Origin of the sequence: Alicyclobacillus cycloheptanicus (genome assembly GCF_028751525.1) — a bacterium.
Lineage (GTDB): Bacteria > Bacillota > Bacilli > Alicyclobacillales > Alicyclobacillaceae > Alicyclobacillus_L > Alicyclobacillus_L cycloheptanicus.
Genome location: NZ_CP067097.1, coordinates 927967 through 952985, shown reverse-complemented (window position 1 = coordinate 952985; position 25019 = coordinate 927967). Strand labels below are relative to the sequence as shown.

25 protein-coding genes are annotated in these 25019 nt (G+C 59.6%); 18 read left to right on the top strand and 7 right to left on the bottom strand.

All coding sequences use genetic code 11. The features are described 5' to 3' along the window. Positions 1 to 195 precede the first annotated feature (195 nt). The 5 genes from JI721_RS04425 to argJ all read left to right on the top strand — a co-directional run bounded on the left by JI721_RS04425 (position 196) and on the right by argJ (position 6223). The gene (locus JI721_RS04425; RefSeq protein ID WP_274456859.1) at positions 196 to 1518 is read left to right on the top strand and encodes a S1C family serine protease; all 1323 of its coding nucleotides are present in this window, start codon (positions 196 to 198) and stop codon (positions 1516 to 1518) included. A gap of 240 nt (positions 1519 to 1758) precedes the next feature. After that, positions 1759 to 2952 (top strand): trans-sulfuration enzyme family protein, encoded by a 1194-nt coding sequence (locus JI721_RS04420; RefSeq protein WP_274456858.1) that lies wholly within the window; start codon positions 1759 to 1761, stop codon positions 2950 to 2952. A gap of 91 nt (positions 2953 to 3043) precedes the next feature. Continuing rightward, positions 3044 to 4738 carry a putative bifunctional diguanylate cyclase/phosphodiesterase gene (locus JI721_RS04415; protein ID WP_274456857.1) on the top strand — a complete coding sequence of 565 codons (1695 nt, stop codon included), beginning with the start codon at positions 3044 to 3046 and terminating at the stop codon, positions 4736 to 4738. A 30-nt stretch (positions 4739 to 4768) separates the two neighbouring features. After that, the gene (locus JI721_RS04410) at positions 4769 to 4945 is read left to right on the top strand and encodes a heavy-metal-associated domain-containing protein (RefSeq protein WP_274457669.1); all 177 of its coding nucleotides are present in this window, start codon (positions 4769 to 4771) and stop codon (positions 4943 to 4945) included. 57 nt (positions 4946 to 5002) lie between these two features. Further along, complete coding sequence (argJ, locus tag JI721_RS04405; RefSeq protein ID WP_274456856.1) at positions 5003 to 6223, top strand: bifunctional glutamate N-acetyltransferase/amino-acid acetyltransferase ArgJ; 1221 nt, start codon at positions 5003 to 5005, stop codon at positions 6221 to 6223. 63 nt (positions 6224 to 6286) lie between these two features. Here the strand turns inward: argJ and JI721_RS04400 are convergent, their stop codons facing one another. From JI721_RS04400 to JI721_RS04390, 3 genes are all read right to left on the bottom strand, one after another. Next, positions 6287 to 7060, bottom strand: coding sequence for a hypothetical protein (locus JI721_RS04400; protein WP_274456855.1), 774 nt, complete (start codon positions 7058 to 7060; stop codon positions 6287 to 6289). A 154-nt stretch (positions 7061 to 7214) separates the two neighbouring features. Continuing rightward, positions 7215 to 7856 carry a sortase gene (locus JI721_RS04395; protein WP_274456854.1) on the bottom strand — a complete coding sequence of 214 codons (642 nt, stop codon included), beginning with the start codon at positions 7854 to 7856 and terminating at the stop codon, positions 7215 to 7217. Positions 7857 to 7862: 6 nt separating this feature from the next. Beyond that, positions 7863 to 8042: a hypothetical protein gene (locus tag JI721_RS04390; protein ID WP_274456853.1), complete on the bottom strand. Its 180-nt coding sequence runs from the start codon at positions 8040 to 8042 to the stop codon at positions 7863 to 7865. 209 nt (positions 8043 to 8251) lie between these two features. Here JI721_RS04390 and JI721_RS04385 point away from each other — a divergent pair, with 209 nt between their 5' ends. The 5 genes from JI721_RS04385 to JI721_RS04365 all read left to right on the top strand — a co-directional run bounded on the left by JI721_RS04385 (position 8252) and on the right by JI721_RS04365 (position 13324). Continuing rightward, entirely contained in the window at positions 8252 to 9529 is a 1278-nt protein-coding gene (locus tag JI721_RS04385) for a glycosyltransferase family 39 protein (protein ID WP_274456852.1), read from the top strand. Positions 9530 to 9609: 80 nt separating this feature from the next. Continuing rightward, positions 9610 to 10524: a glycosyltransferase family 2 protein gene (locus JI721_RS04380; protein WP_274457666.1), complete on the top strand. Its 915-nt coding sequence runs from the start codon at positions 9610 to 9612 to the stop codon at positions 10522 to 10524. 7 nt (positions 10525 to 10531) lie between these two features. Then, entirely contained in the window at positions 10532 to 10885 is a 354-nt protein-coding gene (locus JI721_RS04375) for an EamA family transporter (RefSeq protein ID WP_274456851.1), read from the top strand. A 128-nt stretch (positions 10886 to 11013) separates the two neighbouring features. Further along, positions 11014 to 12045, top strand: a complete 1032-nt coding sequence (locus JI721_RS04370; protein ID WP_274456850.1) for a C40 family peptidase — start codon at positions 11014 to 11016, stop codon at positions 12043 to 12045. A 67-nt stretch (positions 12046 to 12112) separates the two neighbouring features. Further along, complete coding sequence (locus tag JI721_RS04365; protein WP_274456849.1) at positions 12113 to 13324, top strand: PAS domain-containing sensor histidine kinase; 1212 nt, start codon at positions 12113 to 12115, stop codon at positions 13322 to 13324. A gap of 83 nt (positions 13325 to 13407) precedes the next feature. Here the strand turns inward: JI721_RS04365 and aceA are convergent, their stop codons facing one another. Further along, the gene (gene aceA, locus JI721_RS04360; RefSeq protein WP_274456848.1) at positions 13408 to 14694 is read right to left on the bottom strand and encodes an isocitrate lyase; all 1287 of its coding nucleotides are present in this window, start codon (positions 14692 to 14694) and stop codon (positions 13408 to 13410) included. Positions 14695 to 14908: 214 nt separating this feature from the next. After that, the gene (locus tag JI721_RS04355; protein ID WP_274456847.1) at positions 14909 to 15226 is read right to left on the bottom strand and encodes a thioredoxin family protein; all 318 of its coding nucleotides are present in this window, start codon (positions 15224 to 15226) and stop codon (positions 14909 to 14911) included. 192 nt (positions 15227 to 15418) lie between these two features. On the opposite strand from JI721_RS04355, the gene JI721_RS04350 reads away from it, so the two are divergent. Next, a complete protein-coding gene (locus JI721_RS04350) occupies positions 15419 to 15550 on the top strand; it encodes a hypothetical protein (RefSeq protein ID WP_274456846.1) in 132 nt (43 codons plus the stop codon). A gap of 78 nt (positions 15551 to 15628) precedes the next feature. Here JI721_RS04350 and JI721_RS04345 read toward each other — a convergent pair whose 3' ends face one another. After that, positions 15629 to 16072 carry a hypothetical protein gene (locus tag JI721_RS04345; RefSeq protein WP_274456845.1) on the bottom strand — a complete coding sequence of 148 codons (444 nt, stop codon included), beginning with the start codon at positions 16070 to 16072 and terminating at the stop codon, positions 15629 to 15631. 143 nt (positions 16073 to 16215) lie between these two features. On the opposite strand from JI721_RS04345, the gene thrC reads away from it, so the two are divergent. Genes thrC through JI721_RS04325 form a run of 4 tightly spaced genes read left to right on the top strand, consistent with a single transcriptional unit; the run spans position 16216 to position 19994 of the window. Next, complete coding sequence (gene thrC / locus JI721_RS04340) at positions 16216 to 17394, top strand: threonine synthase (RefSeq protein ID WP_274456844.1); 1179 nt, start codon at positions 16216 to 16218, stop codon at positions 17392 to 17394. Continuing rightward, positions 17391 to 18320 (top strand): homoserine kinase, encoded by a 930-nt coding sequence (gene thrB / locus JI721_RS04335; protein WP_274456843.1) that lies wholly within the window; start codon positions 17391 to 17393, stop codon positions 18318 to 18320. Before thrC ends, thrB begins: the two co-directional genes overlap by 4 nt. Positions 18321 to 18350: 30 nt before the next feature. Then, positions 18351 to 18767 carry a toprim domain-containing protein gene (locus JI721_RS04330; RefSeq protein ID WP_274456842.1) on the top strand — a complete coding sequence of 139 codons (417 nt, stop codon included), beginning with the start codon at positions 18351 to 18353 and terminating at the stop codon, positions 18765 to 18767. 57 nt (positions 18768 to 18824) lie between these two features. Next, positions 18825 to 19994 (top strand): VIT1/CCC1 transporter family protein, encoded by a 1170-nt coding sequence (locus tag JI721_RS04325; RefSeq protein ID WP_274456841.1) that lies wholly within the window; start codon positions 18825 to 18827, stop codon positions 19992 to 19994. A 223-nt stretch (positions 19995 to 20217) separates the two neighbouring features. On the opposite strand, the gene map is transcribed toward JI721_RS04325, so the two are convergent. Further along, positions 20218 to 20964, bottom strand: coding sequence for a type I methionyl aminopeptidase (map, locus tag JI721_RS04320; protein ID WP_274456840.1), 747 nt, complete (start codon positions 20962 to 20964; stop codon positions 20218 to 20220). A gap of 198 nt (positions 20965 to 21162) precedes the next feature. Here map and JI721_RS04315 point away from each other — a divergent pair, with 198 nt between their 5' ends. The 3 genes from JI721_RS04315 (at position 21163) to JI721_RS04305 (ending at position 24982) form a co-directional block, all read left to right on the top strand. Beyond that, positions 21163 to 22767: a DHA2 family efflux MFS transporter permease subunit gene (locus tag JI721_RS04315; RefSeq protein ID WP_274456839.1), complete on the top strand. Its 1605-nt coding sequence runs from the start codon at positions 21163 to 21165 to the stop codon at positions 22765 to 22767. Positions 22768 to 23031: 264 nt separating this feature from the next. Then, a complete protein-coding gene (locus JI721_RS04310) occupies positions 23032 to 23604 on the top strand; it encodes an RNA polymerase sigma factor (RefSeq protein ID WP_274456838.1) in 573 nt (190 codons plus the stop codon). 67 nt (positions 23605 to 23671) lie between these two features. Continuing rightward, positions 23672 to 24982 carry a WD40/YVTN/BNR-like repeat-containing protein gene (locus JI721_RS04305; protein WP_274456837.1) on the top strand — a complete coding sequence of 437 codons (1311 nt, stop codon included), beginning with the start codon at positions 23672 to 23674 and terminating at the stop codon, positions 24980 to 24982. Positions 24983 to 25019 lie beyond the last annotated feature (37 nt).

Genomic DNA, 25019 nt, shown 5'->3' with positions numbered 1-25019 from the left:
GTCGTGATGCAATTTTGGTTCCTGATGCTGCAAATTGGGTCCCTTCGCCGCCGCTGGCGGCTTTCTTTTTGAACTGATTTCAATCTTTCTTGGCTATACCTTTGGATAGCAGCGATCACATGGGATCGACGCGAATCAGCAAAAACGGCCCCTGGGTGCGAACCTGCGGGGCGTCATGGAGAGGGGCGAACACTTGTGGGTTTCTACAACAAAGGTTCGATTGGTGAACCAGGCGGTGCACGTCAGAGAGGGAACACGAGCATCTGGAAGTGGGCGGGTGTCGTCGTCCTTTCCGCGCTCGTCGGATCCGGTGCCACACTGGCAGCCATCCCTCTGCTCGATCGGCAAGGTGCCGTTTCCACGCTCGCGTCTCCCAGTTCGACGGCACCGTCCGGCGTGACGAAAAACGTGAGCGTCAACGTGAACGACCAGATTACCAATGTCGTGAAGAGTGTCGAACCGGATGTGGTTGCAGTGGTCAACTACACGTCGGTGTCGAACTTTTTCAACCAACAATCGCAGCTGCAGGAATCCGATATCGGATCGGGCGTGTACTTCTATAAAGACGGACAGAGTGCTTATATTGTGACCAACAACCACGTCGTCGCAGGCGGAAGCAAGGTGGAAGTCGTCCTGCAGTCTGGCAAGCACGTCGCAGCCACGATTGTCGGAACCGACCCGTACACGGACCTGGCGGTGCTGAAGGTGCCGGTGTCCAACTTTGACAATACGCAGCCTGCAGTGTTTGCGAATTCGGACGATATCCAGGTTGGCGAGCCTGCCATCGCCATTGGCAACCCGATGGGGCTTGACTTTGAAGATTCGGTGACGTCCGGGATTGTCAGCGGTGATCAGCGCCTCATGCCAGTGGAAACCCCCGACGGCAGCACGACGCTCGACTATCAACCGGTCATCCAGACCGATGCCGCGATCAACCCTGGGAACAGCGGCGGGCCGCTGTTGAACATTGACGGACAGGTGATTGGCATCAACAGCAGCAAGATTGTCGAGCAGGGCTTTGAAGGAATGGGCTTTGCCATCCCGTCCAACGAAGTGCAGACCATTGCGGCGGAACTGATTAAAACAGGGACCGCTGTCCACCCTGCACTTGGTATCGAAGCCTATGACCTGTCTGAGCTGCCGGAGTCCATGTGGCCGAACGTGCCGGTCAACTACGGGGTTTACGTGGAGCAGGTCACATCCGCCCAGGCGAAGGCCGCAGGGCTGCAGCAAGGCGATGTGATCGTCGCGATCAACGGCCAAACCGTGCAGTCCTCGGCTGACTTACGAACCGACCTGTTCAAACTGCAGCCGGGTCAGAAGGTTCAAGTCACCATCTACCGCGGGAGCACGCGGAAAGTGTTGACCGTGACCGTTGGGAAGGAAGACACGTCCGCGTTGAACGATAGTACCACGACGCCGAGTTCAGGTGAGTATGGGTACGGCGGAGGCGACGAGGGGGGCAGCGACCCGTTCGGGTCGAGTCCGTTCTCGAGCGGCAATCCGTTTGGGCAGTGAGAGGAAGATTCGGAGACGGCGATGCGCCGTCTCTTTTTTTGGGGGGTAAGGACGGCCAAGTGCAGCGTCGTGGCGTCCACAATTTCGTAACACAATGGTATCCGACTTTTCATAGTGAAACGTGATCCGGATATCCATATTCGCGCTCGCCTCGAACACGCCTTCGGGCAGGCCTTTTCTTTTTGGGCAGGAACGCCTATTGTAGAATTCAAAATGACAATGCGAGGGCGATCAGGCAGCATGGAGCGAACCGACCCACACGAAAGTGAACAAGTAACGCGCGCACCAGCGGACTTTCGACTCGACACAAAACTTGCGCAGGCGGGCAACCGGCGCGATCCGGCGACGGGTGCGATTTCACCGCCGGTGTATTACTCCACCGCCTACGCGCACCCAGCACTGGGGCAAAGCACGGGGTATGATTACACCCGAACCGGCAATCCGACACGCCAAATTTTAGAGGAGACCATCGCGGACCTTGAGCAGGGTGTCCGCGGGTTTGCTTTTGCGTCGGGGATGGCGGCGATCAGCACGGTGTTTGGCCTGTTGAGGCCTGGTGACCACCTGGTCGCCTCGAACGACCTGTATGGGGGGACCTATCGGCTTCTCCAGCAGGTCCTGGGCAGGATTGGGATTGAGGCGGCCTACGTCGACACGGGGGACCTGGCGGCGGTGGAGCGGGCCATTCAGCCGAACACGAAGGCATTGTTTATTGAAACCCCGTCCAATCCCACAATGAAAATCACCGACATTGCAGCATGCGCGGCGCTGGCGCGTACGCATGGTGTGTGGACGGTTGTAGACAATACCTTCATGACACCCTATTTTCAGCAGCCCCTGGCACTCGGTGCCGACATCGTCGTACATTCTGCGACGAAGTACCTGGGCGGACACAACGACGTGATGGCGGGCCTCATCGTCGTTCGCGATGACACGTTGGCAGAGCAAATCGGATTTCTGCAAAACTCCATTGGCGCGGTGCTGGGCCCGCAGGACGCTTGGCTGCTGCTGCGCGGCATGAAGACACTGGCCCTGCGGATGGCACGGCATGAGCAAAACAGTCTGGCGATTGCGGACTGGCTGCGCGCGCATCCGTCGGTCGAAAAAGTATATTATCCAGGGCTGGCGGACCATCCCCGCCGGGACATCCACGTGCGGCAAGCGCGCGGGTTTGGCGGGATGATTGCGTTTGAAGTGAAGGACAGTACACAAATTGCGCATATTCTCGCCTCGGTGAAACTGATTTCGTTTGCGGAGAGCCTGGGCGGCGTGGAAACACTGCTAACGTACCCGGCCAGACAAACGCACGCGGACATTCCGCAAGACATTCGCGAGCAGTGCGGGGTGACGGAGCGGCTGCTGCGCTTGTCGGTCGGCATCGAGGACGCGGGCGATCTCTTGCGTGATTTGGACCAAGCTTTCTCCATACAGTAACCTTCCGTCAGCAGGAAGATCATGGCGCGATCGCGAAATATTTTGACGAGACAAAGTTCGTCAATCTTCGTGCAGAGATAGGGGAACCTGTGTGAGCGGGCGTACTGTGGATGGCAGAGCACTCGAGGAAATCCACGAACAACATGAAACCCTGATGGAAATGCTCCCTGAGATGGTCGTTGTCGTCGCTGGCAGCCGCTGTCTGTACATCAATCAAGCGGGACTGAAGCAGCTGGGACTGAAACAAATGGACGACCGGTCCGTTTGGGAGTTCGTGCATCCGCAGGATGTACCGCTGCTGATGCGTCGTGCGCAGGATTTGTCGATGCCAGGGCCGCCGCTGGCCGTCAAGTTTGTGCGCGCGGATGGTTCCTCGTTTGACGTGGAGCTGCGGGGCAAGCCGATTACGTTTGAAGGACAGGAAGCCTGGTTGCTGCTGGCGCACGATGTGAGCTATCAAAGACGGAGTCAGGAACTTCTGCACCAGTTGGCGTATACCCACCCGGTGACGGGGCTGCCAAACCGCACCTACCTGGAAGAATACTTGCAGAAATTGACTGCCGATCCGGCCGCGCGTCCGTCCAGCATCGCCGTGGTCATGATGGGGCTCCATCATATCAACGTGATTTCGGACGCGCTCGGGCGGTCACAAGCCGAGCAGCTGCTGCGGCTGGTCGTAGAACGGGTGCAGCGCGTCCTGCCGAGCGACGGGGTCCTGGCGCATCTGAGCGTGGACGAATTTGCGATTTTGCTGCGGGACGTGTCCCCCGCAGCCCTCAAATCCATGGTGGACAAGGTGCACCACGCCGTGATCGACGAGCCGTTCCCATTGGAGACGCGGCTCACGCCCATGACGTGCAACCTCGGCGTGAGTGTGATGCCGGATGACGCAAAAAGTGTCGAGTCGCTGCTGCGAAACGCGGATTTGGCCTTGTTCTCGGCCAAACAGGGGGGCCGCAGCCGGGTGATTTACTATCAGGACAACGCGGCGGAACCGGAGAGCCGCATCGCCGAGCTGGAACTCGAACAGGACTTGCGGTTCGCGCTGGAGCGCGGAGAATTGTACGTGGTCTACCAGCCCAAGGTGGACGCCGCATCAAACCGGCTCATTGGCGTCGAGGCGCTGGCCAGGTGGCGTCACAGCGTGCGCGGGCTGGTCTCTCCAGCGACATTCATCCCGCTGGCGGAGACGAGCGGCCTCATTGTGCCGATTGGCGAGTGGCTGCTGCGTCAGGCTGTGGCGCAGCAAAAGGCGTGGGGCCGCCTCCACGTCGCGATCAACATTTCGGTGCGGCAGTTGGAAGAGAAGGACTTCGCAGAACGGGTGCGCAGGATTTTGGCCGACCTGCAGGTGAACGCCAGGTATCTCGAATTTGAGATTACAGAATCCACCTTTGTTCGCCATAATCAGACGGTGCTGAACAACCTGAACGTGCTGCGGGGGATGGGCATCAAAATCACGATTGACGACTTCGGGGCAGGGTACTCGTCGTTTGGCTATTTGCGGAGCTATCAGGTAGACTGTCTGAAAATCGACCAATCCTTTGTCCGGGATTTGCCCGACCATCGCAACAGTGCGGCGATTGTGACCTCGATTGTCACCCTGGCGCGCGCGCTGCATGTGGATGTCATTGCGGAAGGTGTGGAGACGCAGGCGCAGCGCAAGTTCTTGCAGCGCGTGGGTTGCCAGCACATGCAAGGCTACTTGTTCGGCAGACCTGAAGTCCCCGAGCGGGTGTGGGTGCAACGGGGCGAGGATAATCCCTTTGATCTCGTGATACAGTAACCGCGATCGGAGGGATGGATTGTGGATACCATGAACATTTCTGTGGAAGGGCTCAATGTCAACACCGTTACCAAGGCCTTGAAATCCATTCGAGGCGTGGCCGGGGTCGATGTGGACCTTTCGGAAAATCTGGCCATTGTGACATTTGATGAAACGGAAGTGAACGGGGACGTGCTTCGGCGGGCCGTCATGGGCACCAAGCACTAAAGCGGTGCCGGTACGGGAAACAGCGAAGCGTGTCCATTGGGAGAGGAGTCACGCCTGATGAAAGTCATAGAAGGCGGCGTTACGGCGCCCGTCGGGTTTCGGGCTGCGGGGGTTGCTGCGGGCATCAAACCGTCGGGCCGCGATGTGGCCGTCGTGCTGTCCGACGCAGATGCGACCGCCGCGGCAGTTTTTACGCAAAGCCTGGTGAAAGCGGCGCCCGTTGTGTATTCGCAGGGCGTGATGAACAACGGGGGCCCGGTGCGGGCCATCGTGATCAACAGCGGCAACGCGAATGCCTGTACGGGGGCAGCGGGTGAGCGCCACGCAGCGCAAATGGCAGAGGCGGCGGCAAAAGGCTGCGGGGTTTTGGCGTCCGAGGTGCTGGTCGCCTCCACGGGGGTGATTGGCGTGCCGCTGCCCATCGAGCGGGTGCTGGACGGCATCGCCGCGGCATGCCACGCGCTGGAACCTGGCGTGCAAAGTGCGGGCCATGCCGTGGAAGCCATCATGACAACCGATACCGTGCCCAAGCAGATTGCCGTGCAGGTGGAAGTGGACGGTACCCCCGTGACCATTGGCGGCATGGCGAAGGGCTCGGGGATGATTCACCCCAACATGGCGACCATGCTGGGCGTCGTGACGACGGATGCCCGTCTGCCGCGCGGCACGCTGCAGACGCTGCTGCGGGAGACGGTGGACGTGACCTTCAACATGATTTCGGTCGACGGCGATACCAGCACCAACGATACGGTCGCGGTGCTGGCCAACGGTATGGCGGGCGGCCCTGAACTGACCGCCCAGCATCCCGGGTTTGAGACGTTTCGCGCGGCGTTTCGGTACGTGCTTGAATTTCTCGCCAAGGAAATCGCCCGCGACGGCGAAGGCGCGACCAAGTTCATCGAGGTGTCGGTCCGACAGGCGCGCACAGCGGCCGATGCGCGGGCGCTGGTGAAGACGGTGCTCACCTCGAGTCTCGTGAAGACCGCATTCTTCGGAGAGGATGCGAACTGGGGGCGGATTCTGGCAGCCATGGGGCGCGCTGGCGCGGCGTTCGATGTGGCACGCGTGTCGATTGCGTTCGCGAGTGCGGCGGGACTTCTCGAATTGATGCGGGACGGTGAACCGGTCCCATTCGATGAAGAGGAAGCCAAGCGCGTGCTTCGGCCGCGGGACATCCAGGTGTCCATCACGCTGCAGGACGGCACCGCCGAGGCCACGGGGTGGGGCTGTGACCTGAGCTACGAATACGTGCGCATCAATGGGGATTATCGTACATAAGCGGGGCGAGGCATCAGCGGGGCGCGGGTTCATCACGCCTGCCAAACCCGCGCCCGATGCCTCCTAGCGGAGGAAGGAACCTACAGACGACAGCGTTCCAGTCAGTGTGCTGGTGACACTGCCCAGTGCATTGCTGGCCGGGCTGGTGCCTTTCGATGCGGCGCCCGCAGCGCTGTTCAAGGTGCTGCCCAGCTGATTGACCGTTGAACTGACACCCCCCGTCAGGGCACCCAAGGTGGAACCGACTTGGTTGGCAGCCGCGCCGAGCGGAGTGCTGCCAAGCGAGCCGGTCGCCGTGCCCACGGCGTTGTTCGCGGCACCCACGGCTGAGCTGAGGGTGCCGGTCAGCGTGGATGTCAGGCCGCCCGCGAGGCCAGGGCCGCTGTTCGCCGGCGACCCGCCGGACGGCGAGGGGTTGGCGGCGGAAGGACTGGACCCGCTGGCGCTGTTGTTGCTGCTGGCACCGCCGCTGTCTCCCGCACCGCCGCCACCGGATGTGCTGCCTGTGCTGCTGCCCGGATGGCTCGAGTTTTGCCCGGTCTGTCCGGAGATCCCGCCGTTGCCGCTTCCGCCGGAAGCGGCCCCTTGGCTGGGCGAAGTGCCGGCGCCGGACCCGGACGGGGTGCCTGACGACAGTCCGGTGAGGACACCCGCCGCGCCCGAGCCTGCCCCCGGCCCAGCGGATAAAGGTGCGCTGCCGCTGACCGCGGAAACCGTTGACGAGCTTGTATGTGGATGCGGGTGTTTGTCCAGCAAGTGTGTGACCCAGTAGGCGCCAACGCCGCAAAGGACGATTGCCGCCGCTGGCAGAACCGTTTTTGCGTTCATTTGAATCATCGACTTCCGCCTCCTCGAACAACCGGTCGGTTGTGATTCGGCATCATTGTAGCGCTTTCAACTTGAAAAATTTGTCGAATTTAGGGGTACACAAAAGTTTTTGCGGAATATTTCTTCAAAAAAAAGGCCGTCGCACCTGGAGAGGTCGTCTTCATCACGAGTGCTGGCTCGCCTGGGACAACACCTCGCGCGCAGCGGCGTTCGGTTCTGACACCAGCTTGGTGTGGACGATGTATCGGTCAGGCGCGAATCCAAAAAAGAAAAACGGATAGCAGGTCATGAGGGTCAAGGTTTCATGGTTGGTTGGGGCCAGTACGCTGGTGTCCGTCTGTTTCACGATCTGAAACGACGTGGCCTGGTACACAAAGTTTCCGTAGGGCGTTTCGAAAATGATGTCCGCGCCTTTTTTCAAATAGCGGAGCTTTGTAAACACCGTGTCGCGGTGCCCGGCCACGAAGACGTTGCCGCCTTGACCCGGCAGTGCGCTGGAGGCGTAGTGACCAATGCCGTGCTTCAACTGATTCCACCCGGTCCCCTGAATCACCGGGGCTTCCAGGTGCAAGGACGGGATGTCCAGCTCGCCGATTTTGGTGCCGACGGCCGGTTTCACGGGCCACAAGCGCGGGCCGTAGGCCGCGGCGTCGTACGTGGGCTCCTGTTGGTCGTTGACAAAGACGGTCTGCTGCGCGTAGTCCCAGCCGAAGTAGCACAGCAGGCCGATCCCGATGGCGAGCACCGTCAACGGGATGGCGAGCACCCACGACTTTCGGCTGCGGACGCGGGGGGTGGTGGCCATGGCGCATCACCGCCCCGCCTGTCCGGCGCGTTGCAGCCAGCGCCGCACGGGCACAATGCCGCCGGCGCCAGCGGCTGCCAGCAGGGCGCCGAGCGCGATCATCAATGGATCCGGTGTTGCCGTGTGGGGCAGGACGCCGAAGGTGCTGGCGCTTGTGGTGCTGGGCTCGATGTGCTTCGTGTTCATTGACGATCCCCTCCACGCTGGGAAGTGCACTTCGCGCTTTACGTCATAACGTTTCGATGGGACCTGTCGGATTGTTGGGGGTTCTACTGAATATTCCGCGTTCAATCGAGAAGTCGGAGGGTTTTGTTCAGCCCCTCAAGCGTTGCGTACGGGGTGGATGTACGCTAGGATGGACGTCGAGAATATGCGGAATTTGACGGAGGGACATCGTGCCGAAGAAGAAATCATCGAAGACAACCGGAGGCTCGTGGAAGACCGGTGCTTCCTGGGACGGGCTGTTGGCGGCGGCGCTCGCCGTGGTCGGGCTGGCCTACCTGTATCACTCCTTTCCAGGGCCCGCCGCATATCAGCTCTATGGAGACTCCGTTCATTATGACTTGTCGGCCCGCGTCTTGTTGACCAAGCACTTTTACACCTACTGGGGTCATGGGCCGGATGCCCAGGTGACGCCGGGATATCCATTGTTCCTGGCGGTTTGCTACTGGATTGGCGGACACCTCTCGAATCACCCGCATGCGGGGATGCACTTGGCTTTCTTGGCACAATGGGTGCTGGCGGCGCTGACCGCGAGCGTTCTGTACTTTATCAGCCGCCGCGTGCTCAACCGCTTTTGGGCGGTGCTTGTCGGACTGCTGTGGATTGTCTATCCGACGACGCACGGCGCCTATGGACAGCTGCTGACGGAAGCCTTGTTTGTCCCGCTGTTGTGCGCCTTCGTCTGGCTGTTCCTCATCTCGCTGGAACGAAAAACGGCCGGATGGTGGTTCCTGAGCGGGCTCATTCTTGGGCTGGCGGCGCTGGTTCGCCCCACCGTCATGCCGCTGGTGCTCGCGGGGCTCGCTGCCTGTTTCCTTCAGTTTTCCCGCGCCGGGCTCCACGGCCAGGGGGGGACTGCCGCAAAGGGCATCACGGGGTTTTTCGCCCACTTGATTGGCTTTCTCATCCCGATGGTGCCGTGGTGGATTCGCAACTGGGTGGTGTTTCACCGGCTGCTGCTGACCGACACGGACGTCGGAAACCCGCTGTTGTTTGGGTCCGACCCCCACTTTGCCGTGGACACCAACCTCGGCCGGGGGCTGAGTTCCACGCAGCAGGAACACCTCGCCATCACGCGTGCGCTGCACGGGTTTTCGACACATCCGCTGAGCGAATTGAAGTGGTATACGCTGGATAAGCTGGGGCTTCTGTTCGGACAGCCGTGGCTCGGACGAGATGCGTTGTTTCTGCACCTGCAGCCCGCGCTGGTCATCGTCGGTGCGCTTGGGCTTTTGTTGCTGCTGCGGAAACCTGGATTGCGGGTCGTGTCGTGGCTGGTCATTTACTTGCTGGTGACCCAGCTTCCGTTTCTGCCGATCCCGCGGTATGCGTTTCCGATGATGCCATTCTTCTTCATTGGGCTGTTTGCTCTGCTGCAGTTTTTGGCAGGCGCCTTGCAAAGCGGGAAACCGCGCAAGGCCGGACGGAGATCGGAGGCGGGTACGGCGTGAGTGAGGTTCGTTCCAATCCACCCAGGGAGACTTCTTCAGACAGGTATGCAACGAACCCGCAAGGCGGGCGTTCCAGCCGTATCGCCGTGCTGATTCCTTGTTACAACGAAGAGGCCACCATCGCGAAGGTCGTGCAGGATTTTCGACGGGAACTGCCGACGGCCGACATCTACGTGTACGACAACAACTCAAAAGACGACACCGTTCGCATCGCTGCGGAAAACGGCGCCATTGTCCGGCGGGAGCACCGGCAGGGGAAGGGCAATGTGGTCCGCACCATGTTTCGCGACGTGGATGCGGACATCTACGTCATGGTCGACGGGGATGACACGTACCCTGCCGAGTTTGTGCATGAGTTAATTGAATGTGTGGAAAACGACGGCGTCGACATGGCGATTGGCGACCGCTTGTCCAACGGGTCGTACAGTCAGGAGAACAAGCGCCCCATGCACGATGCGGGCAACCGCCTGGTGCGGGGCCTCATCAATCGTCTGTTTCGCGCACAGCTGTGCGACATCATGTCCGGGTATCGGGTGTTCAACCGCCGGTTCGTCAAGAACATGCCGGTGCTCAGTGAAGGCTTTGAGATTGAGACGGAGATGACGCTGCACGCGCTGGACAAGCGGTTCTCCATCCGCGAGATCCCGATTGACTACCGCGACCGGCCGGAAGGCAGCGTGTCCAAGCTGAACACCTGGTCGGACGGGTTTCGCGTGCTCAAAACGGTGTTCTGGATTTTCAAGGACTACAAACCGCTGGCGTTCTTTGCCTGCTGGGCGCTCCTCTTTCTGCTGGCCGGGCTCGCCGTTGGCATTCCGGTCATCAGTGAGTTTATCCTCACGCACCGCATCAACAAGATGCCGTCCGCGATTTTGGCCGTCGGCTTGATTCTGCTGGCGACCAACGCGCTGACGTGCGGGTTCATTTTGGACACGATTGTCAAGCAGCACAAGGACATGTACGAACTTCGATTAAACCACAACCGTGAAAGCTGAGGGAACGATGGGGAGCATCCTGAACTACGTACTGATTGCCGTCAACATTCTCCTGCTCGTGGCTGGGCAGACGCTGTGGAAAACAGGTGTGGCGAAGCTTTCCTTTACCCACTGGACCAGCGCGTTTACCGCGCTGTTTTCTCCGCTCATTTTCGCTGGCATTGTGCTGTACGCACTTGCAACGGTGGTGTGGATTTACCTGCTTTCCAAGCTGCCCATCAGCTTGCTGTATCCACTGCAAAGCCTGGCGTACGTCGCCACGGTGTTCATCGCCATCTTTGTGTTTCATGAACACGTCTCCGTCTGGCGGTGGGCTGGCGTGGTGGTCATTCTGTTTGGTGTCGCGCTGATTGTGAAGTAATTCGGGTCAAGGGATGGGGGCGACGGGCGATCCGCGCATGGTGCGGCAGGCGGACAGGCGCAGTTGCGGGCTGGCTTGTCCACACACTATAATGCCACATACCACATGCGAAGGGAGCGATCGGAGGATTGCGAGATTCGTTGCGCGTGATTGTTGGGTCGTCCTTCTGTTTGGCGTCTATTCCCGCATTGGCCTGGTGCTCCACAAATCCAGCGGTCCGCCGGGCTGCGCTGGACAAACCGCTTGAACCGACGCCCGCACCGGTTCGCACCCTGGACGCGGCAGCTGCGCACCCCAAGCCTCGCCCAGTCAAGGCGGCGCCACTCCTTCGTACGCGCACAGCCCCTCGGCCCGTCTCCGACCTGTGGCTGGGGCAGACGCTCCTCGATATGCTGCAAACCAACACTCGGCAAGTCAAACCTCGCTATGTGACCGTTCAGTCCGGTGACAGCCTGTGGGCGCTCGCTCGCCGCTACCACGTTTCCTTGTCGGACTTGGAGCGGTGGAATCACCTGGCGGTCAACCAGCCGCTGCACGCCGGGCAGCACCTGTCCCTCGTCAAACCGCCGGGCTGGCGTCCTTCACCTCAACCCGCGTCCGCTCAGTCGGGGGGTTCGCAATCTGCGGCTTTGCAATCGAGGGTGTCTCAACCTGCTGTTTCGCAATCCGCGGCGGTTTCTGTCAGCAACAGCGTGTCCACAACGAAACAGGCTGCATCCAAATCCGCACCGGCGTCATCCAGTGCTTCCCTCAGCAGCCGGTCTGAAGACCAGGACGGAGCCCTCGCGCAGGGCGTCTTCGGAACCCAGGTCGTACAGTACGCGGAACAGTTTGTTGGCACCCCGTACGAGTGGGGCGGGGACACGCCGTCCGGGTTTGACTGTTCCGGGTTTGTCATGTTTGTTTATGCGCACTTCGGGATTCACTTGCCGCGCACCAGTTACGGTCAGTTCAGCGCCGGGTCGGCCGTGGACCGCGCAGACCTGCTTCCTGGCGATCTCGTCTTTTTTGACACGGCCGGATCGGGCGCTTCGCACGTTGGGATTTACGCGGGCAGCGACCGCTTCGTCAGCGCATCGGGATCGGAAGTGCAGGTGCTGGGGATGAATACTTCCTATTGGGCAGCTCATTTTGTGGGCGCGAGACGAATTCAGTCGTAGGCTGCGGGCAGGAGTCCGTCCCGAGATGTCGAAGTCGATGGTGGGTAAGGCTTGAAGGGGTTGGAGTATGGACAAGAGCAAACCGCGTGTGTTCAGCACAGTCCATCGCATGACTTCATTCAAGCGTCACGGGCACGGCGGCGGGGGGATGGACGGCCTCCCGGATGGGTTCAGACAGGTGCAGGAGGAGTTGGAGCGGCTCCGGGAAAGCGAGTTTACGTATCGGAGCCTCGTGGACAACAACCCTGCAGCGATTTGTCTGGTTTCCCCAGAGGGGCGAATCGTTCATGCAAACGCGTCATGCCGCGACGCAGTTGGGTACGCAGCCGATGAACTGATCGGCATGCACTATCATGATTTGCTTCCGCCTGACTACGACAAGTCCATCGACGATCAGTTCCAGAGCATGATTCGTGGACAAATCAGCCGCGCCAATTCATATCTGAGACTGGTACATAAGAAGGGACACATTGTCGATCTCGGGATGAAAATTGTCCCTGTCGTGCGAGACGAAGAAGTCACTGGATTGTTTTTCGTCGGCCGGGATGTCGCGGAGTTTCGACGCGCAGAAGAGCTCATCATCAAGTCGGAGAAGCTGGCGGTGGTTGGGCAGCTGGCGGCAGGGGTCGCGCACGAGATTCGAAACCCGCTGACGTCGTTAAAGGGGTTCATTCAATTGATGCGATCGACCGTCGACGGCAAGCATGAATACTTTCAAATCATGCTGACCGAGCTCGACCGCATCGAGTCCATCATTCAGGAGTTTCTCTTGTTTGCGAAGCCGCAGATTTCCGACTTTCGTTACGTTGACCCCTGTCACATGCTCGGACAGGTCATCGCGATTATGCAGACACAGGCGATGTTGAACAATGTTCAAATCGTCAATGACGTGGGCTCGGACATGCCAGCCATCTGGTGTGACGAGAATCACATCAAACAGGTGTTCATGAACTTGCTGAAGAACAGCATTGAGGCCATGCCGACGGGGGGCGCGATTCACGTCACTTCCCGGAGCGGGCCCGACGGCATGGTGACCTTTCAGGTGGTGGACAACGGCTGCGGTATTCCGCCTGAACGCATTCCCAAACTGGGAGAACCGTTTTACACCACGAAAGAGAAAGGGACGGGACTTGGCCTGATGGTCAGTCACCGCATCGTCGAGGCGCATCGAGGCACCCTTTCGATTCGGAGTGTGGTGGGGAAGGGGACGACGGTGGAGATTTCGCTGCCGACCGACCCGCCGGATGACGCGGAAAGCACTGAGAAAGCAGCCCCCTGACGCAGGATGCCAGGGGGCTGCTTTTTCACGTGGCGGGTGGGTGCGCCTTGCTCGCTCCGGCGCCTGGGTGTTTCACACAGCGGTCACGCTTCGACGAACTGTTCGGCCTCCGTTGAGCCCGTCAGCGCTGTGGTGGACGACGTACCGCCGGTGATGGTCAGGGACACCTCGTCAAAGTAGCCGGTTCCGACTTCGCGCTGATGGCGTGTGGCGGTGTAGCCATAGGGCTCGCTGGCGAACTCTGCCTGCTGGAGTTCCGAATATGCCGCCATTCCCCGCTTGCTGTACTTGCGAGCCAGCTCAAACATGCTGTGGTTCAGTGCGTGGAACCCAGCCAGCGTGACAAATTGGAACTTGTAACCCATGTCGCCCAGTTCGTCCTGGAAACGGGCGATGGTCTCTTCATCCAACTTCTTTTTCCAGTTGAACGAAGGAGAGCAGTTGTACGCGAGCAGCTTGCCCGGGAACTGTGCGTGAATCGCCTCTGCGAAGCGCCGCGCTTCGTCGATGTTAGGTTCGGATGTCTCGCACCAGATGAGGTCCGCGTACGGCGCGTAGGCGAGGCCGCGCGCAATGGCTGCGTCGAGGCCGCCCCGCATCCGGAAGAATCCTTCCGGTGTGCGTTCTCCGGTCAGGAATTCGTGGTCGCGCGGGTCGATGTCGCTGGTGATGAGGTGCGCGCCGTTTGCGTCCGTGCGGGCGACAATGAGCGTCGGGACGCCCGAGACGTCAGCCGCCAGCCGGGCCGCCACGAGGTTGCGGATGGCGTTGGCGGTCGGGATGAGCACCTTGCCGCCCATGTGGCCGCACTTTTTCTCCGATGACAACTGGTCCTCAAAGTGAACCCCGGCCGCACCAGCTTCAATCATCGATTTCATGAGTTCGAATACGTTCAGGGGGCCGCCAAACCCGGCTTCTGCGTCCGCGACAATCGGGGCATACCAGTCGATGTCGTCATTGCCTTCCGCGTGGTGGATTTGATCGGCGCGCTGCAGCGCCTGATTGATGCGCTGCACGACATGCGGCACGCTGTTCGCTGGATACAGGCTCTGGTCAGGGTACATTTGTCCAGCCAGGTTTGCGTCCGCAGCGACCTGCCACCCGCTCAGGTAGATGGCCTTCAAACCCGCTTTGACCTGTTGCACGGCCTGGTTCCCGGTGAGGGCGCCGAGGGCCTTCACATGGTGCTCGGTGTGCAGCAGGTGCCACAGCCGCTGTGCGCCGCGGCGGGCGAGGGTATGTTCAATTTGCAGCGAACCACGCAGACGGATGACGTCCTCTGCGCTGTATGGACGTGTGATGCCCGCCCATCGGGGGTCAGTTTCCCACGCTTCCTGCAGCTTCCGGGCTTCTTCTTCTCTCCGCGTCATGAATGACAGCCTCCTTTTGTTTTGCTTGTGTTTTATAACAACAGCATATGTTTATGTGCTGTATTATAACACCGTAATCAGCGATGAACAGAGGCGTTTGTGAACTTTTTTTGACGGGAAATTGCGTACAAGGGTGGTCAAGGGGTTTCACAATGGGTTTCATAGGTGCTTCAAAAGGGGGCCGGCAAACGGATGTCCGAAGTGGATAGGCGGATTAACTGCAGTAGGGTTGCAAGACGCGGAACAGGTGTCCGGCGGATTGGAAGGCGTAGATTTTTTCCACGACTTTCAGGCGTTCCACGACCACCAGGCAGGGAATGCTTTCAATCTGCCACTCCTGTGCGTAGTGGGGCATGGCATTCAGATTGCAGGCGAAGGCTGGAATGTCTGGGAGGGCTGCGAGGGCAACGTCAAGCATTTTGCGGCCGACCTTGCACGTGCCGCAAAGCGGGGTGTGGAAGAAGACAACTACAGGGCCTTCGGTTTGCCACAAGGTCTGTTTCAGCTCATAGTCGTCCGCTTCAGCCAGCATGAACAGTCCGCTCCCGTCCGGAAGAATTTCGGTGGCGCTTCATCTGAGGTACTTTTTTCATTATATCACAAGGCTTGCGCATTCCTGGCAGCCGCACGTCGGTGAGAATGGACGTTTATCCATTTCGGAATGTGCGGGATGCGCATCTATTGACAACGCAGGCATGTAAAATTTCGCAAGGAGGGAACGGCAATGTACGGCTATGGCGTCTTTGGGGGGTATACACGCTGGGCAGTCGTTTTCCTGATTATCTTCGTTTTGTTCTTCCTGTTTGTGCCGGTGTACAAAACAACCACGTGCACGACCACGCCGGTTGTTCCTTGAACACTGCGCCGACGTCACAAGCCGCATGGGGCCGCGCTTGCTGCAGGCAAGCCAGGCCCCATGATGGCTTGCGGCAGCTTACCAGAAGAAGCCGCCGCGCCCGAACCAGCCCGGGCTGCCCCACGCGCCTGGATAGCCCGCACCGTATCCGGGCCCCCCTGGGCCGCCCCAGGGACCGCCGAAGTTTCCGCCATATCCGCCAAATCTGCCAAACCCGCCGCGGCCGAACGCACCTGCGCCAGGGCCTGCTCCGTAGGCGCCATAACCGCCCGGGCCGTATCCACCACCTGCGTACGCGCGCCTGCGCGCTGCCGAGGCACCGCCCCACAGGCCGAACAACAACAACAAGGGCAGGAGACACTCGTCTGCGTCGACGGCGTCAGCGCTGTTCGGAATGACGGTCACCGACTGGGGGGCCTGCGGCATGGACGAAACCGTCCGTGCACCCATCGCCGTACGGCGGGGAAGCGGGTGCCGGCCGCGCTGTTTGGATATCTTGTGATGAGCCTTTCCCTGGGCCACGTAATTTCCTCCTCGTGTTTCGTTTCCCGACAGTGTATGTTTGCGAGGGGACAAATGAATGGACGACTATCCGCACGCCCCACGCATCACGTTCGCACGACAAACCACATGACCTTCCGTTCGTTGACAGTCCCGTGTATTCTATGAATAATAGGACTAATTCATGGATCACGCTGGACAGATCCCTCGCCTATGAACACCTCGAATGGACGAACATTGACGGATTGAAGGAGGCGGCCATCGTCGCACAGGTAAACCAGAAAACAGAGAGATGGAGTGGACTTTTACATCATTATGGGGAGTGGCTGCCGCTGACCGAGCGGACGCCGCGGTTGTCCCTTTGTGAAGGGAATACGCCGCTGATTTTCTCCGAACGTCTGAGTGAGCGTGTCAACGCCTCGGTGTATTTGAAGTACGAAGGGGCCAACCCGACAGGGTCCTTTAAAGATCGCGGCATGGTTCTGGCCGTCGCGAAGGCCAAGGAGGAAGGGTCGAACACCGTGATTTGCGCCTCCACCGGCAACACGTCCGCCTCTGCCGCTGCGTACGCCGCACGCGCCGGGATGCGGGCCATCATCCTGATTCCGGACGGATACGTCGCGCTCGGCAAGTTGGCGCAGGCGATGATGTACGGAGCGCACATCATCGCGATCCGCGGGAACTTTGATGAAGCCCTGCAATTGGTGCGGGACATGTCCGACCGCTTCCCGATTACGGTGGTCAATTCAATCAACCCCTACCGGCTGGACGGCCAGCAGACTGCAGCGTTTGAAGTGTGCGACGCGCTCGGGGCGCCGCCGGATGTATTGTGCATTCCGGTCGGCAACGCGGGCAACATCAGCGCGTACTGGAAAGGCTTCCAGGCGTATCAGCGGGGCGGGAAGACCGACCGGAGCCCGCGCATGTTCGGCTTTGAGGCGGAAGGCGCTGCGGCGATTGTCAAGGGGCATCCGATTGAACACCCGGAGACGTTTGCGACCGCCATTCGCATCGGCAAACCAGCGTCGGCGCATCTCGCCGTGGCTGCCGCCCGGGATTCGGGAGGGGCGATTCGGTCCGTCACGGACGAGCAGATTGCACAGGCCTATCGATGGATTGCGTCCGAAGGGGTGCTCGCTGAACCCGCGTCGGCGGCGTCCGTGGCGGGCCTCATGTGTCTCGCAGATGCTGGCGAAATTGAACGCGGCCAAACCGTCGTTTGCGTTCTCACTGGCAATGGGTTGAAAGACCCAGACAGTGCCATGAAACACAGTGACAGCGCGGCGCAGGTTGTGGACGCCACGGCTGACGCGGTGGCCCAATTGCTGGAGGGCATGCAATGAAGTTTTCCGTGCATGTACCCGCGACCTCCGCGAACCTGGGGCCCGGGTTCGACTGTATGGGGATCGCGATTGAACTGTTCAATGAGATGCGTGTGGAAACCGGGCACCCGTTTTCCGTCGAGATCACGGGAGAGTCCGCGAATTTGTTGCCTGCCAACGAGGAGAACGCCGTCGTGAAGACGATGCGGGTTCTGTTTGAGCGCGCGGGTTGCGCCGATATGGACCACGAGTGGCGCCTCTCGCTGCAAAACAACATTCCGGTGGCTTCGGGGCTTGGGTCGAGCGCCTCGGCCATCGTCGGGGGACTCTTGCTGGCCAACGCACTGGTTGAACACGCGGGGCGTACGCCCCTGACGAGCCGGCAGCTGCTCGATATTGCGGTGGAACTGGAAGGGCATCCTGACAACGTCGCGCCTGCGCTGCTCGGGGGCGCATCCCTGAGTTATATGGACGAGCATGGCACGCATACCTTCTCCGTACCGGTGCCAGCCGATTTGTGCTTTGTGGTCGCAGTACCCTACTTCACCTTGCATACGGAAAAATCCAGGACGGTTGTCCCGGAGACCGTCAGCCGAGCGGATGCGGTCTTCAATATTGCACAAGCGTCCCGTTTGACACTCGCGCTCTCCACCGGCAACCTAGATTTTCTTCGCGGCGGCTTTGCCGACCGGCTTCATGAGCCGTATCGCAAGTCTCTCGTACCCGGATACGAGGATGTTCGGCATGCAGCGATTCGCGGCGGCGCGCTTACGTTGACGCTGAGCGGCGCGGGGCCGTCGCTGCTGGCGTGGTGCCAGGACGAGGGGGCGGCCTGGCAGGCCGCCGACCTGATGACGTTGGCGTGGCGTGAACATGGTGTCCCTTGCCGGGCAGAGGTGTATCGTCCATACTGCCGGGAGACTGTCGTGCATATCCTATCGGACTAAATCCTTGACGGATTGAAGGGGTGCTTGCTTGTGACAAGGCAACGTCCTGACGGCGACAAGGTGTTGGTGGTCGAAGGGAAGACCGACCGTGATCGGCTGTTGCAAATCCTGACGGAGCCAGTCGAAATCATCTGTACGGGCGGCACCCTCGGTTACGAGCGACTGGAAGAACTGCTTACGGAGATTCAGGACGAGGATGTGTACATTTTTGTGGACGCGGACGAGTCCGGCATGAAGCTGCGCAGTCAGTTGAAGCGCGAGTTCCCGAACGCGACCCACTTGTATACGCAGCGCGTGTACCGCGAGGTGGCCCGCACCCCGATGCCTGTTTTGGCAAAGGCGCTGGCCGATGCACATTTTGAAGTCGATGAACAGTGGCTGGCTGACGACCTGGTACTTCGCGGGGATACGCGCCGCATGGTACACTGGCGACGGAAGAAGTCCTAATCGGCTTGCGAAGTCAGAAATACGCCGGTTTTGCGCGAAAAGGTGGTCAGCTCCGCGGTGAACGACGTGAAGAATGAACGCTATTTGACGAAAATGCTGAAGGAAAACTGGCGTCGCGAGATGATGGCAGTACAACTGTACGAGGTCTCTGCGGCTGCTGAACGCGACGCACGGCGGCGGGAGATTTTGCTCAAATTAGCCGACGTGGAACGAAGACACGCACGCATGTGGGAGGAAAAGCTGGCTCTGCTCGGTGAGGACGTGGACGCGCTGCGTGCCGCGATGCCACGGCCCGATTTCGACAAACGGCAGCGCGGCGCCTCCCAGGTGCAGCTGCTGGAACAGATTGAAGCGATTGAAAGCGGAAATGCGACCTGGTACCAGTCGCAGCGCAACGTGATTGACGACGAAAGCATTGTGCGCATTCTCGACCAAATTGACGCGGATGAAGCCGACCATGACTCGGTGGTTGCAGAACTGGCCAAACAGCCCTCGACCGGTGCCAAGTCGCGTCTCTCTCGCCTGTGGCGGGAGGAGCGTTGGCATCGGAAGGACAGCGGGAGCTGGGTTGGAGACGCGATTTATGGTGTCAATGACGGGCTGGGAGCCATTTTCGGCATCATTGCCGGTGTTGCGGGATATACCTCCAGTGACAACACGGTGCTCGTGAGTGGATTGTTCGGCGCATTGGCCAGCACCCTGTCGATGGGGGCGGGCGCATGGCTTGCGACCAAGTCCGAAAATGAGTTGATGGAGAACGAGATGGCGCAGGAGCGCCAGGAAATTGCCCACGACCCAGAGCACGAAGTGGAAGAGTTGGCGCTGCTGTATGAACTCAAGGGTTTTTCCACGGAAGAGGCAAGGGGCATCGCCGACCGAATCGCCAGCGATTCAGACTTGTTGCTGAAGACCATGGCGCAGGAAGAACTGGGCATTCACGAGACAAGCAAGGGCAACCCGTGGCGGTCGGCCCTGTTTGGGAGTTTGTCCACGTTCGTCGGTGCCATCATCCCCCTGATCCCATTTTTCTTTCTGCACGGCTTCACGGCCATGTTGGTTGCGGCCGTGGTGAGTATTCTCGCCCACTTCGCGGTGGGGGCAGCCAAGTCGCTCATCACCGTGCGCACCTGGTGGGCCAGCGGGCTCGAAATGACAGCAGTCGGCGCGTTGGTCGGCGTGGTGTCCTACGGGTTGGGCGTGTTGGGTTCGATGCTCATCAACGGGTGAGCGAAGGGGCTGAGGGGCGTTGGACCGGCAGGGGGCCGCCGATAAGGTAGAAAAGGTGCCTTAAGCCGGCCGTGCGGCGGCAGTAGATGTGCCGATAAGGTAGAAAAGGTGCCTTAAGCGGCGGGATCCAAGGGCGCTTGCTGCGGCTTAGGGTAGGAAAGGCGCCTTAAGCGGACGGGTCCTGCCGCGCTGGGCCGCGCCGGACGGCCGATACGGATTCGATTCAGAGCTGTGTCAGGATTTCCGGCCCGTTGTCGGTGATGTACAAGGTGTGCTCGTACTGCGTGCTGAGACTGCCGTCCACCGTACGCGCAGTCCAGCCGTCATCGTCCACCTTGGTTTCGTAACTCCCTACGTTCACCATGGGCTCGATGGTAAAAGTCATCCCCTTGCGAATGCGAGGTCCCTTGTGCGGCGGGCCATAATGGAGCACTTCCGGGCTTTCGTGCATTTGCCGGCCGATGCCATGCCCAATGAAGTCGCGCACGACCGAGAACCCTTCACCTTCGACATACGTCTGAATCGCGTGGCCGATGTCGGAAATTTGATTGCCGGCGACCGCTTGCTCAATGCCCACAAACAATGCGCGCTTCGTCACGTCCAGCAGCCGCTTTGCTTCCGGCGAAACATCGCCGACGGCGTAGCTCCAGGCCGAGTCCGCGTGAAGCCCTTTGTTCAGCGCGACCATATCGACGGTGATGATGTCTCCGTCCTTGAGGACGTAGTCGCTGGGGAATCCATGGCAGATCACGTCATTCACCGACGTACACGACGCGTATGGATACCCCTTGTACCCCTTTTGCGCCGGTTCCATGCCGTGACTGGTGATGAAATTTTCCACAAACTCGTCAATTTGACGGGTGGAAATACCCGGCTTTATGAACTCTGCCAGGCCTGCATGGCAGGCCGCGACAACCTTCCCAGCCTCCCGCATCAGGTCTACCTCGTAGCGGCTTTTCATGACGATCAACCCAAAAACCTCCCTAGCCCTCGTGCCCCTTGGCGCGTTCGCGCGTAGGGCAGCGGATGCGCATCTCTTCACTGTATTCTCCACTGTACCACAACTAAATGATACGCTACATTCGATCGCCATAAATGATTTGGCAATCGAATAATTATCCGATAGAATGATCTGCAGTGGGTGAAACCATGACCTGGGGAGATCAAAATGGAACAAACTGTGCAGCACCAGTATGAAATCACACGAATGAAAGCGCCCGGATTGCAGCTTTTCATCATTATCCTGGGCGTGTTTATGGCGATTTTGGATACGAGCGTGGTCAACGTCGCGATCCCGACGATGGAACACGACTTCAACGCGACTACGGCGCAAATCCAGTGGGTCTTGACTGGGTACATGCTGATGATTGGCGTACTTGTGCCCATCTCCGGGTGGCTGACAGACAAGTTTGGCGCGAAGCATCTGTTTTTGTTTTCGCTGGCGGTGTTCACGCTGGGCTCAGCGCTGTGCGGCATGGCGTGGAGTACGTCGTCGATGATTTTCTTCCGGCTGATTCAGGCCATTGGCGGCGGCTTCATGATGCCGGTCGCGCAGGCGATGATCTTCCGCATCTTCCCGCCGGATCGACGGGGCGTGGTAATGGGCTTGTTCGGCGTTTCCATCATGGTTGCGCCGGCTGTGGGTCCGACGTTGAGCGGGTACTTGGTACAATACGCGAGCTGGCGGCTCATTTTTTACATCAATGTGCCGTTTGGGATTTTAGGGCTGGTGCTCGGCATTCTGTTCATGCACGAGTTCTCGCATGAAACGAAGGCCAAGTTCGACTTGTGGGGGTTCATCTTTTCGACCGTGGGATTCTTCAGCCTGTTGTACGGGCTGAACAACGTGCCGTCGGACGGCTGGCGATCCCCGAGTGTGGATGTGTTTGTGGCGGTCGGGGTCATCTGCATTATTTTGCTGGTGATTGTAGAGTTCATGGTGAAGGATCCAATGATTCAGTTCCGGGTGTTCAAGGACTACATGTTCACCATGAGTACCATCATCAGCGCGATCATCAACATTGCGTTGTTTGCCGGGATTTTCTTCTTGCCGCTGTATTTGCAGAACATCGTCGGCCTGTCCGCGATGCGAACCGGGCTGCTGATGATGCCCGCAGCCCTTGCGACGGCCGTGATGATGCCCATCAGCGGCCGGCTGTTTGACCGGTTCGGTGCGCGGCCGCTGGGCATTATCGGATTGTTGACCATCACGATTGTCACCATCGGATTCACGCGGCTCGATCCGAACACGTCCGTCGGGTATGTTCAGTGGCTGTACGTGCTTCGCAGCCTCGGGATGGGCCTCACGATGATGCCAATCATGACGGCGGGTATGAACACCTTGCCGCCGCAATTGATGAGCCAGGGATCCGGCCTGTCGAACACCGCTCGCCAAGTGTCGTCGTCCCTCGGGACCGCCGTGTTAACGACCATCATGACGCAACGCGAACAGTTCCACTTCGGCGTCATGGCGCAGAATGTTACGCCGTTTACCTACCAGGGGCAGTTCCTGACGCAGCTGCAGCAGGCGTTACAATCGCAAGGGTTGCCGGCAGCCGCAGCACAGAGCACCGCAGCAACGGACTACGCCGGCCTGCTGCAAGAACGGGCCTTTGTGATGGGGCTCAACGACGCGTTTTGGGTCGCCACGATTCTCACCGCCATCGCACTGGTACTTGTGTTCTTCTACGCCAGTAAGCGAGAGGCTGCGATTCGCCGGGGCAATCGCGAGAAGAAGGGTTCGAAGGTGGCGCGTCCGGCGATGGAGGCGTAACGCGCTCGGCTCGGCACAGGTCATCAAATCCATACGCATATCGGTTCAAGGGCCCAGACGGGCCCTTTTTTATTTCAGCGACACAGCTTGCGGGGGGCGGGCGCGGGGTGCTGCCTGGGTGCGAGGGTGCGAATTGGGCGGCCGCATGTGGCCGGGTGTCCGCATTCGTTTGTAACCTTCTTCGACTTCATTCGTCTACCCATGTGTCTTCCCGTTGTGCGGGAAGCGACAGCCCGGGCTGTAAAACGAGGGGAGAAGCAGAACATGGCTTCGCTCAATGAATCCATTGAACAGCTGTTCGAACTGTATGCAGATGAAATTTACCGCTACGCGCGCTACGCTGCGCCCAAGTCGGCAGATGCGAAAGATGTCGTGCAGGAGGTCTTTCTTCGCGCAATTCGTTCCTGGGACAGCTTCCGGCAAGACGCGAATCCACGAACCTGGCTGTTTCAGATTGCAAGAAACTACATTTACGATTTGCTCCGAAAGAAACGGGTGGAGCAAACGTACTTGGAGCGGCACAAGCCGGATTTAAGCAAAGTCTCCGTCTCGTTGGAAACGCTGGTTGAACTGGAGGAGGCCGTGGCGCAGCTTTCCCACGACAAGCGGCAGGTTTTCACACTGCGAGGTATTCAGGCGATGTCCGTGCGGGAGACGGCGGAAATTCTCGGATGGACGGAAGCCAAAGTGAAGACAACGCTGCATCGCGCCATCCAGGACTTGCGTCGTTCGCTTGACGAACCGACGGGTACGAAGGAGGGTGAGACAGATGAATTTCCAGGAGGAGACAGGTCGGGACTTTTCCGCGCTGAACGAAGTAAAACTGAGCGCGGATGACAAAATGGACATCCTCCAGCACCTGCGAAGCGAAATGACAATCCATCAACCAAGGAGGAAACGACCCATGGGCGTATGGCCAGGCGCTGCGGCTGCTGTGGCCGCAGTTGCGGTGGTGGCAGGCGGATTGGGCATCACATTGAACCAGCACCATCCAGCGGCGGTCCAGCTTCAGACGACAGGGGCCCATTTCACGGGCGCCAACCGCACAGGGGCCGAACCGGCTTCTGACGACCGCGCACAACCCAGCAACACGGTGAACCCTCCGCAGACGACCACACAGGGAGGGATTGCGGAACAAAGCTATGCCACGAGTGCGGCCGCGGCGGGCGTGATCGACAACATTCAGCGCGAGGACACGTATCTCTCGTTTGCGGCGAACCGCCCGACGGTGAATTTGGGATTGGGCATTACCGCAGTGCCCGACAGCGGCCTCGGTCATCAAGGATTACAGTGGCACGAAGGCAACTGGACGGTGGAGGTGCTGTGGTACACAGGCAATCAGAACGGCGAGCAAATCGCGAAAAACATCGTCGCCTATCTCCACACGCATATGCTGCCAGCGCCGCGGCAGAAGGGTGTGATCATCGTCAACAGCACCGACCCGAATGCGGTGACCATCGCGGCGCGCACAACCATCGCCTGGCAGGAAGGAACGGAAGTCTACCAGCTCACACAAAGCGGAAACCCGGTGAATGCGCTGACCACCGTCGTCGAACAGGGCAATTCGGGCGCTTCGCAGGGGCGGACGGCTGCAGCATCGTTTCACCAAACCTTCCACAATGCGGGTCGCTCGCATCAGGTGTTCCTGACGCCAACCATCGGATTTGAAGTGACCAATCTCGGCGGCGGCGCGAGTAATTTCATGTATCAGTTTGCGAAGACCACGGACGGCGGAAAAACCTGGACCAACGTCTCCACGGGTCATTACAGTGATGTCATGGGCGTTTCGTTCATCAATGAACAGACGGGGTATCTCTTGAATAACTCGCCAGCGTATGCCGTGACACCTGATTTGTTTGTCACGCATAACGGCGGTGCGACCTGGCAAGAGCAGAAACTGCCGATTCCGGCTGCCTTTGCAAACTTCTATCGAAGCAGCAGTTACCCCATCTTCTTCTCACCGACCGTCGGGTTCATTCCGGTGTATGGCAATCCCGAAACGGGGACGGGCCCGAACACGCAGTTCCTGTATATGCTGATCACGACCAATGGCGGGGCTTCGTGGGCACCTTACACGGGGGGGTCCGGCGCCGGGCTGCATTGGACGCTGAGCGGGCAGACGCTGACGGTTCAGCAGGACACGCAGAACGCGCAGGATGCGCACACCATCACGGTACAGGGGTTGTTCGGCAACTGGACCGTTTCGGAGCGGTGATGGATACGGACCACTAGGCCACCCCGTCAGCAGCGGC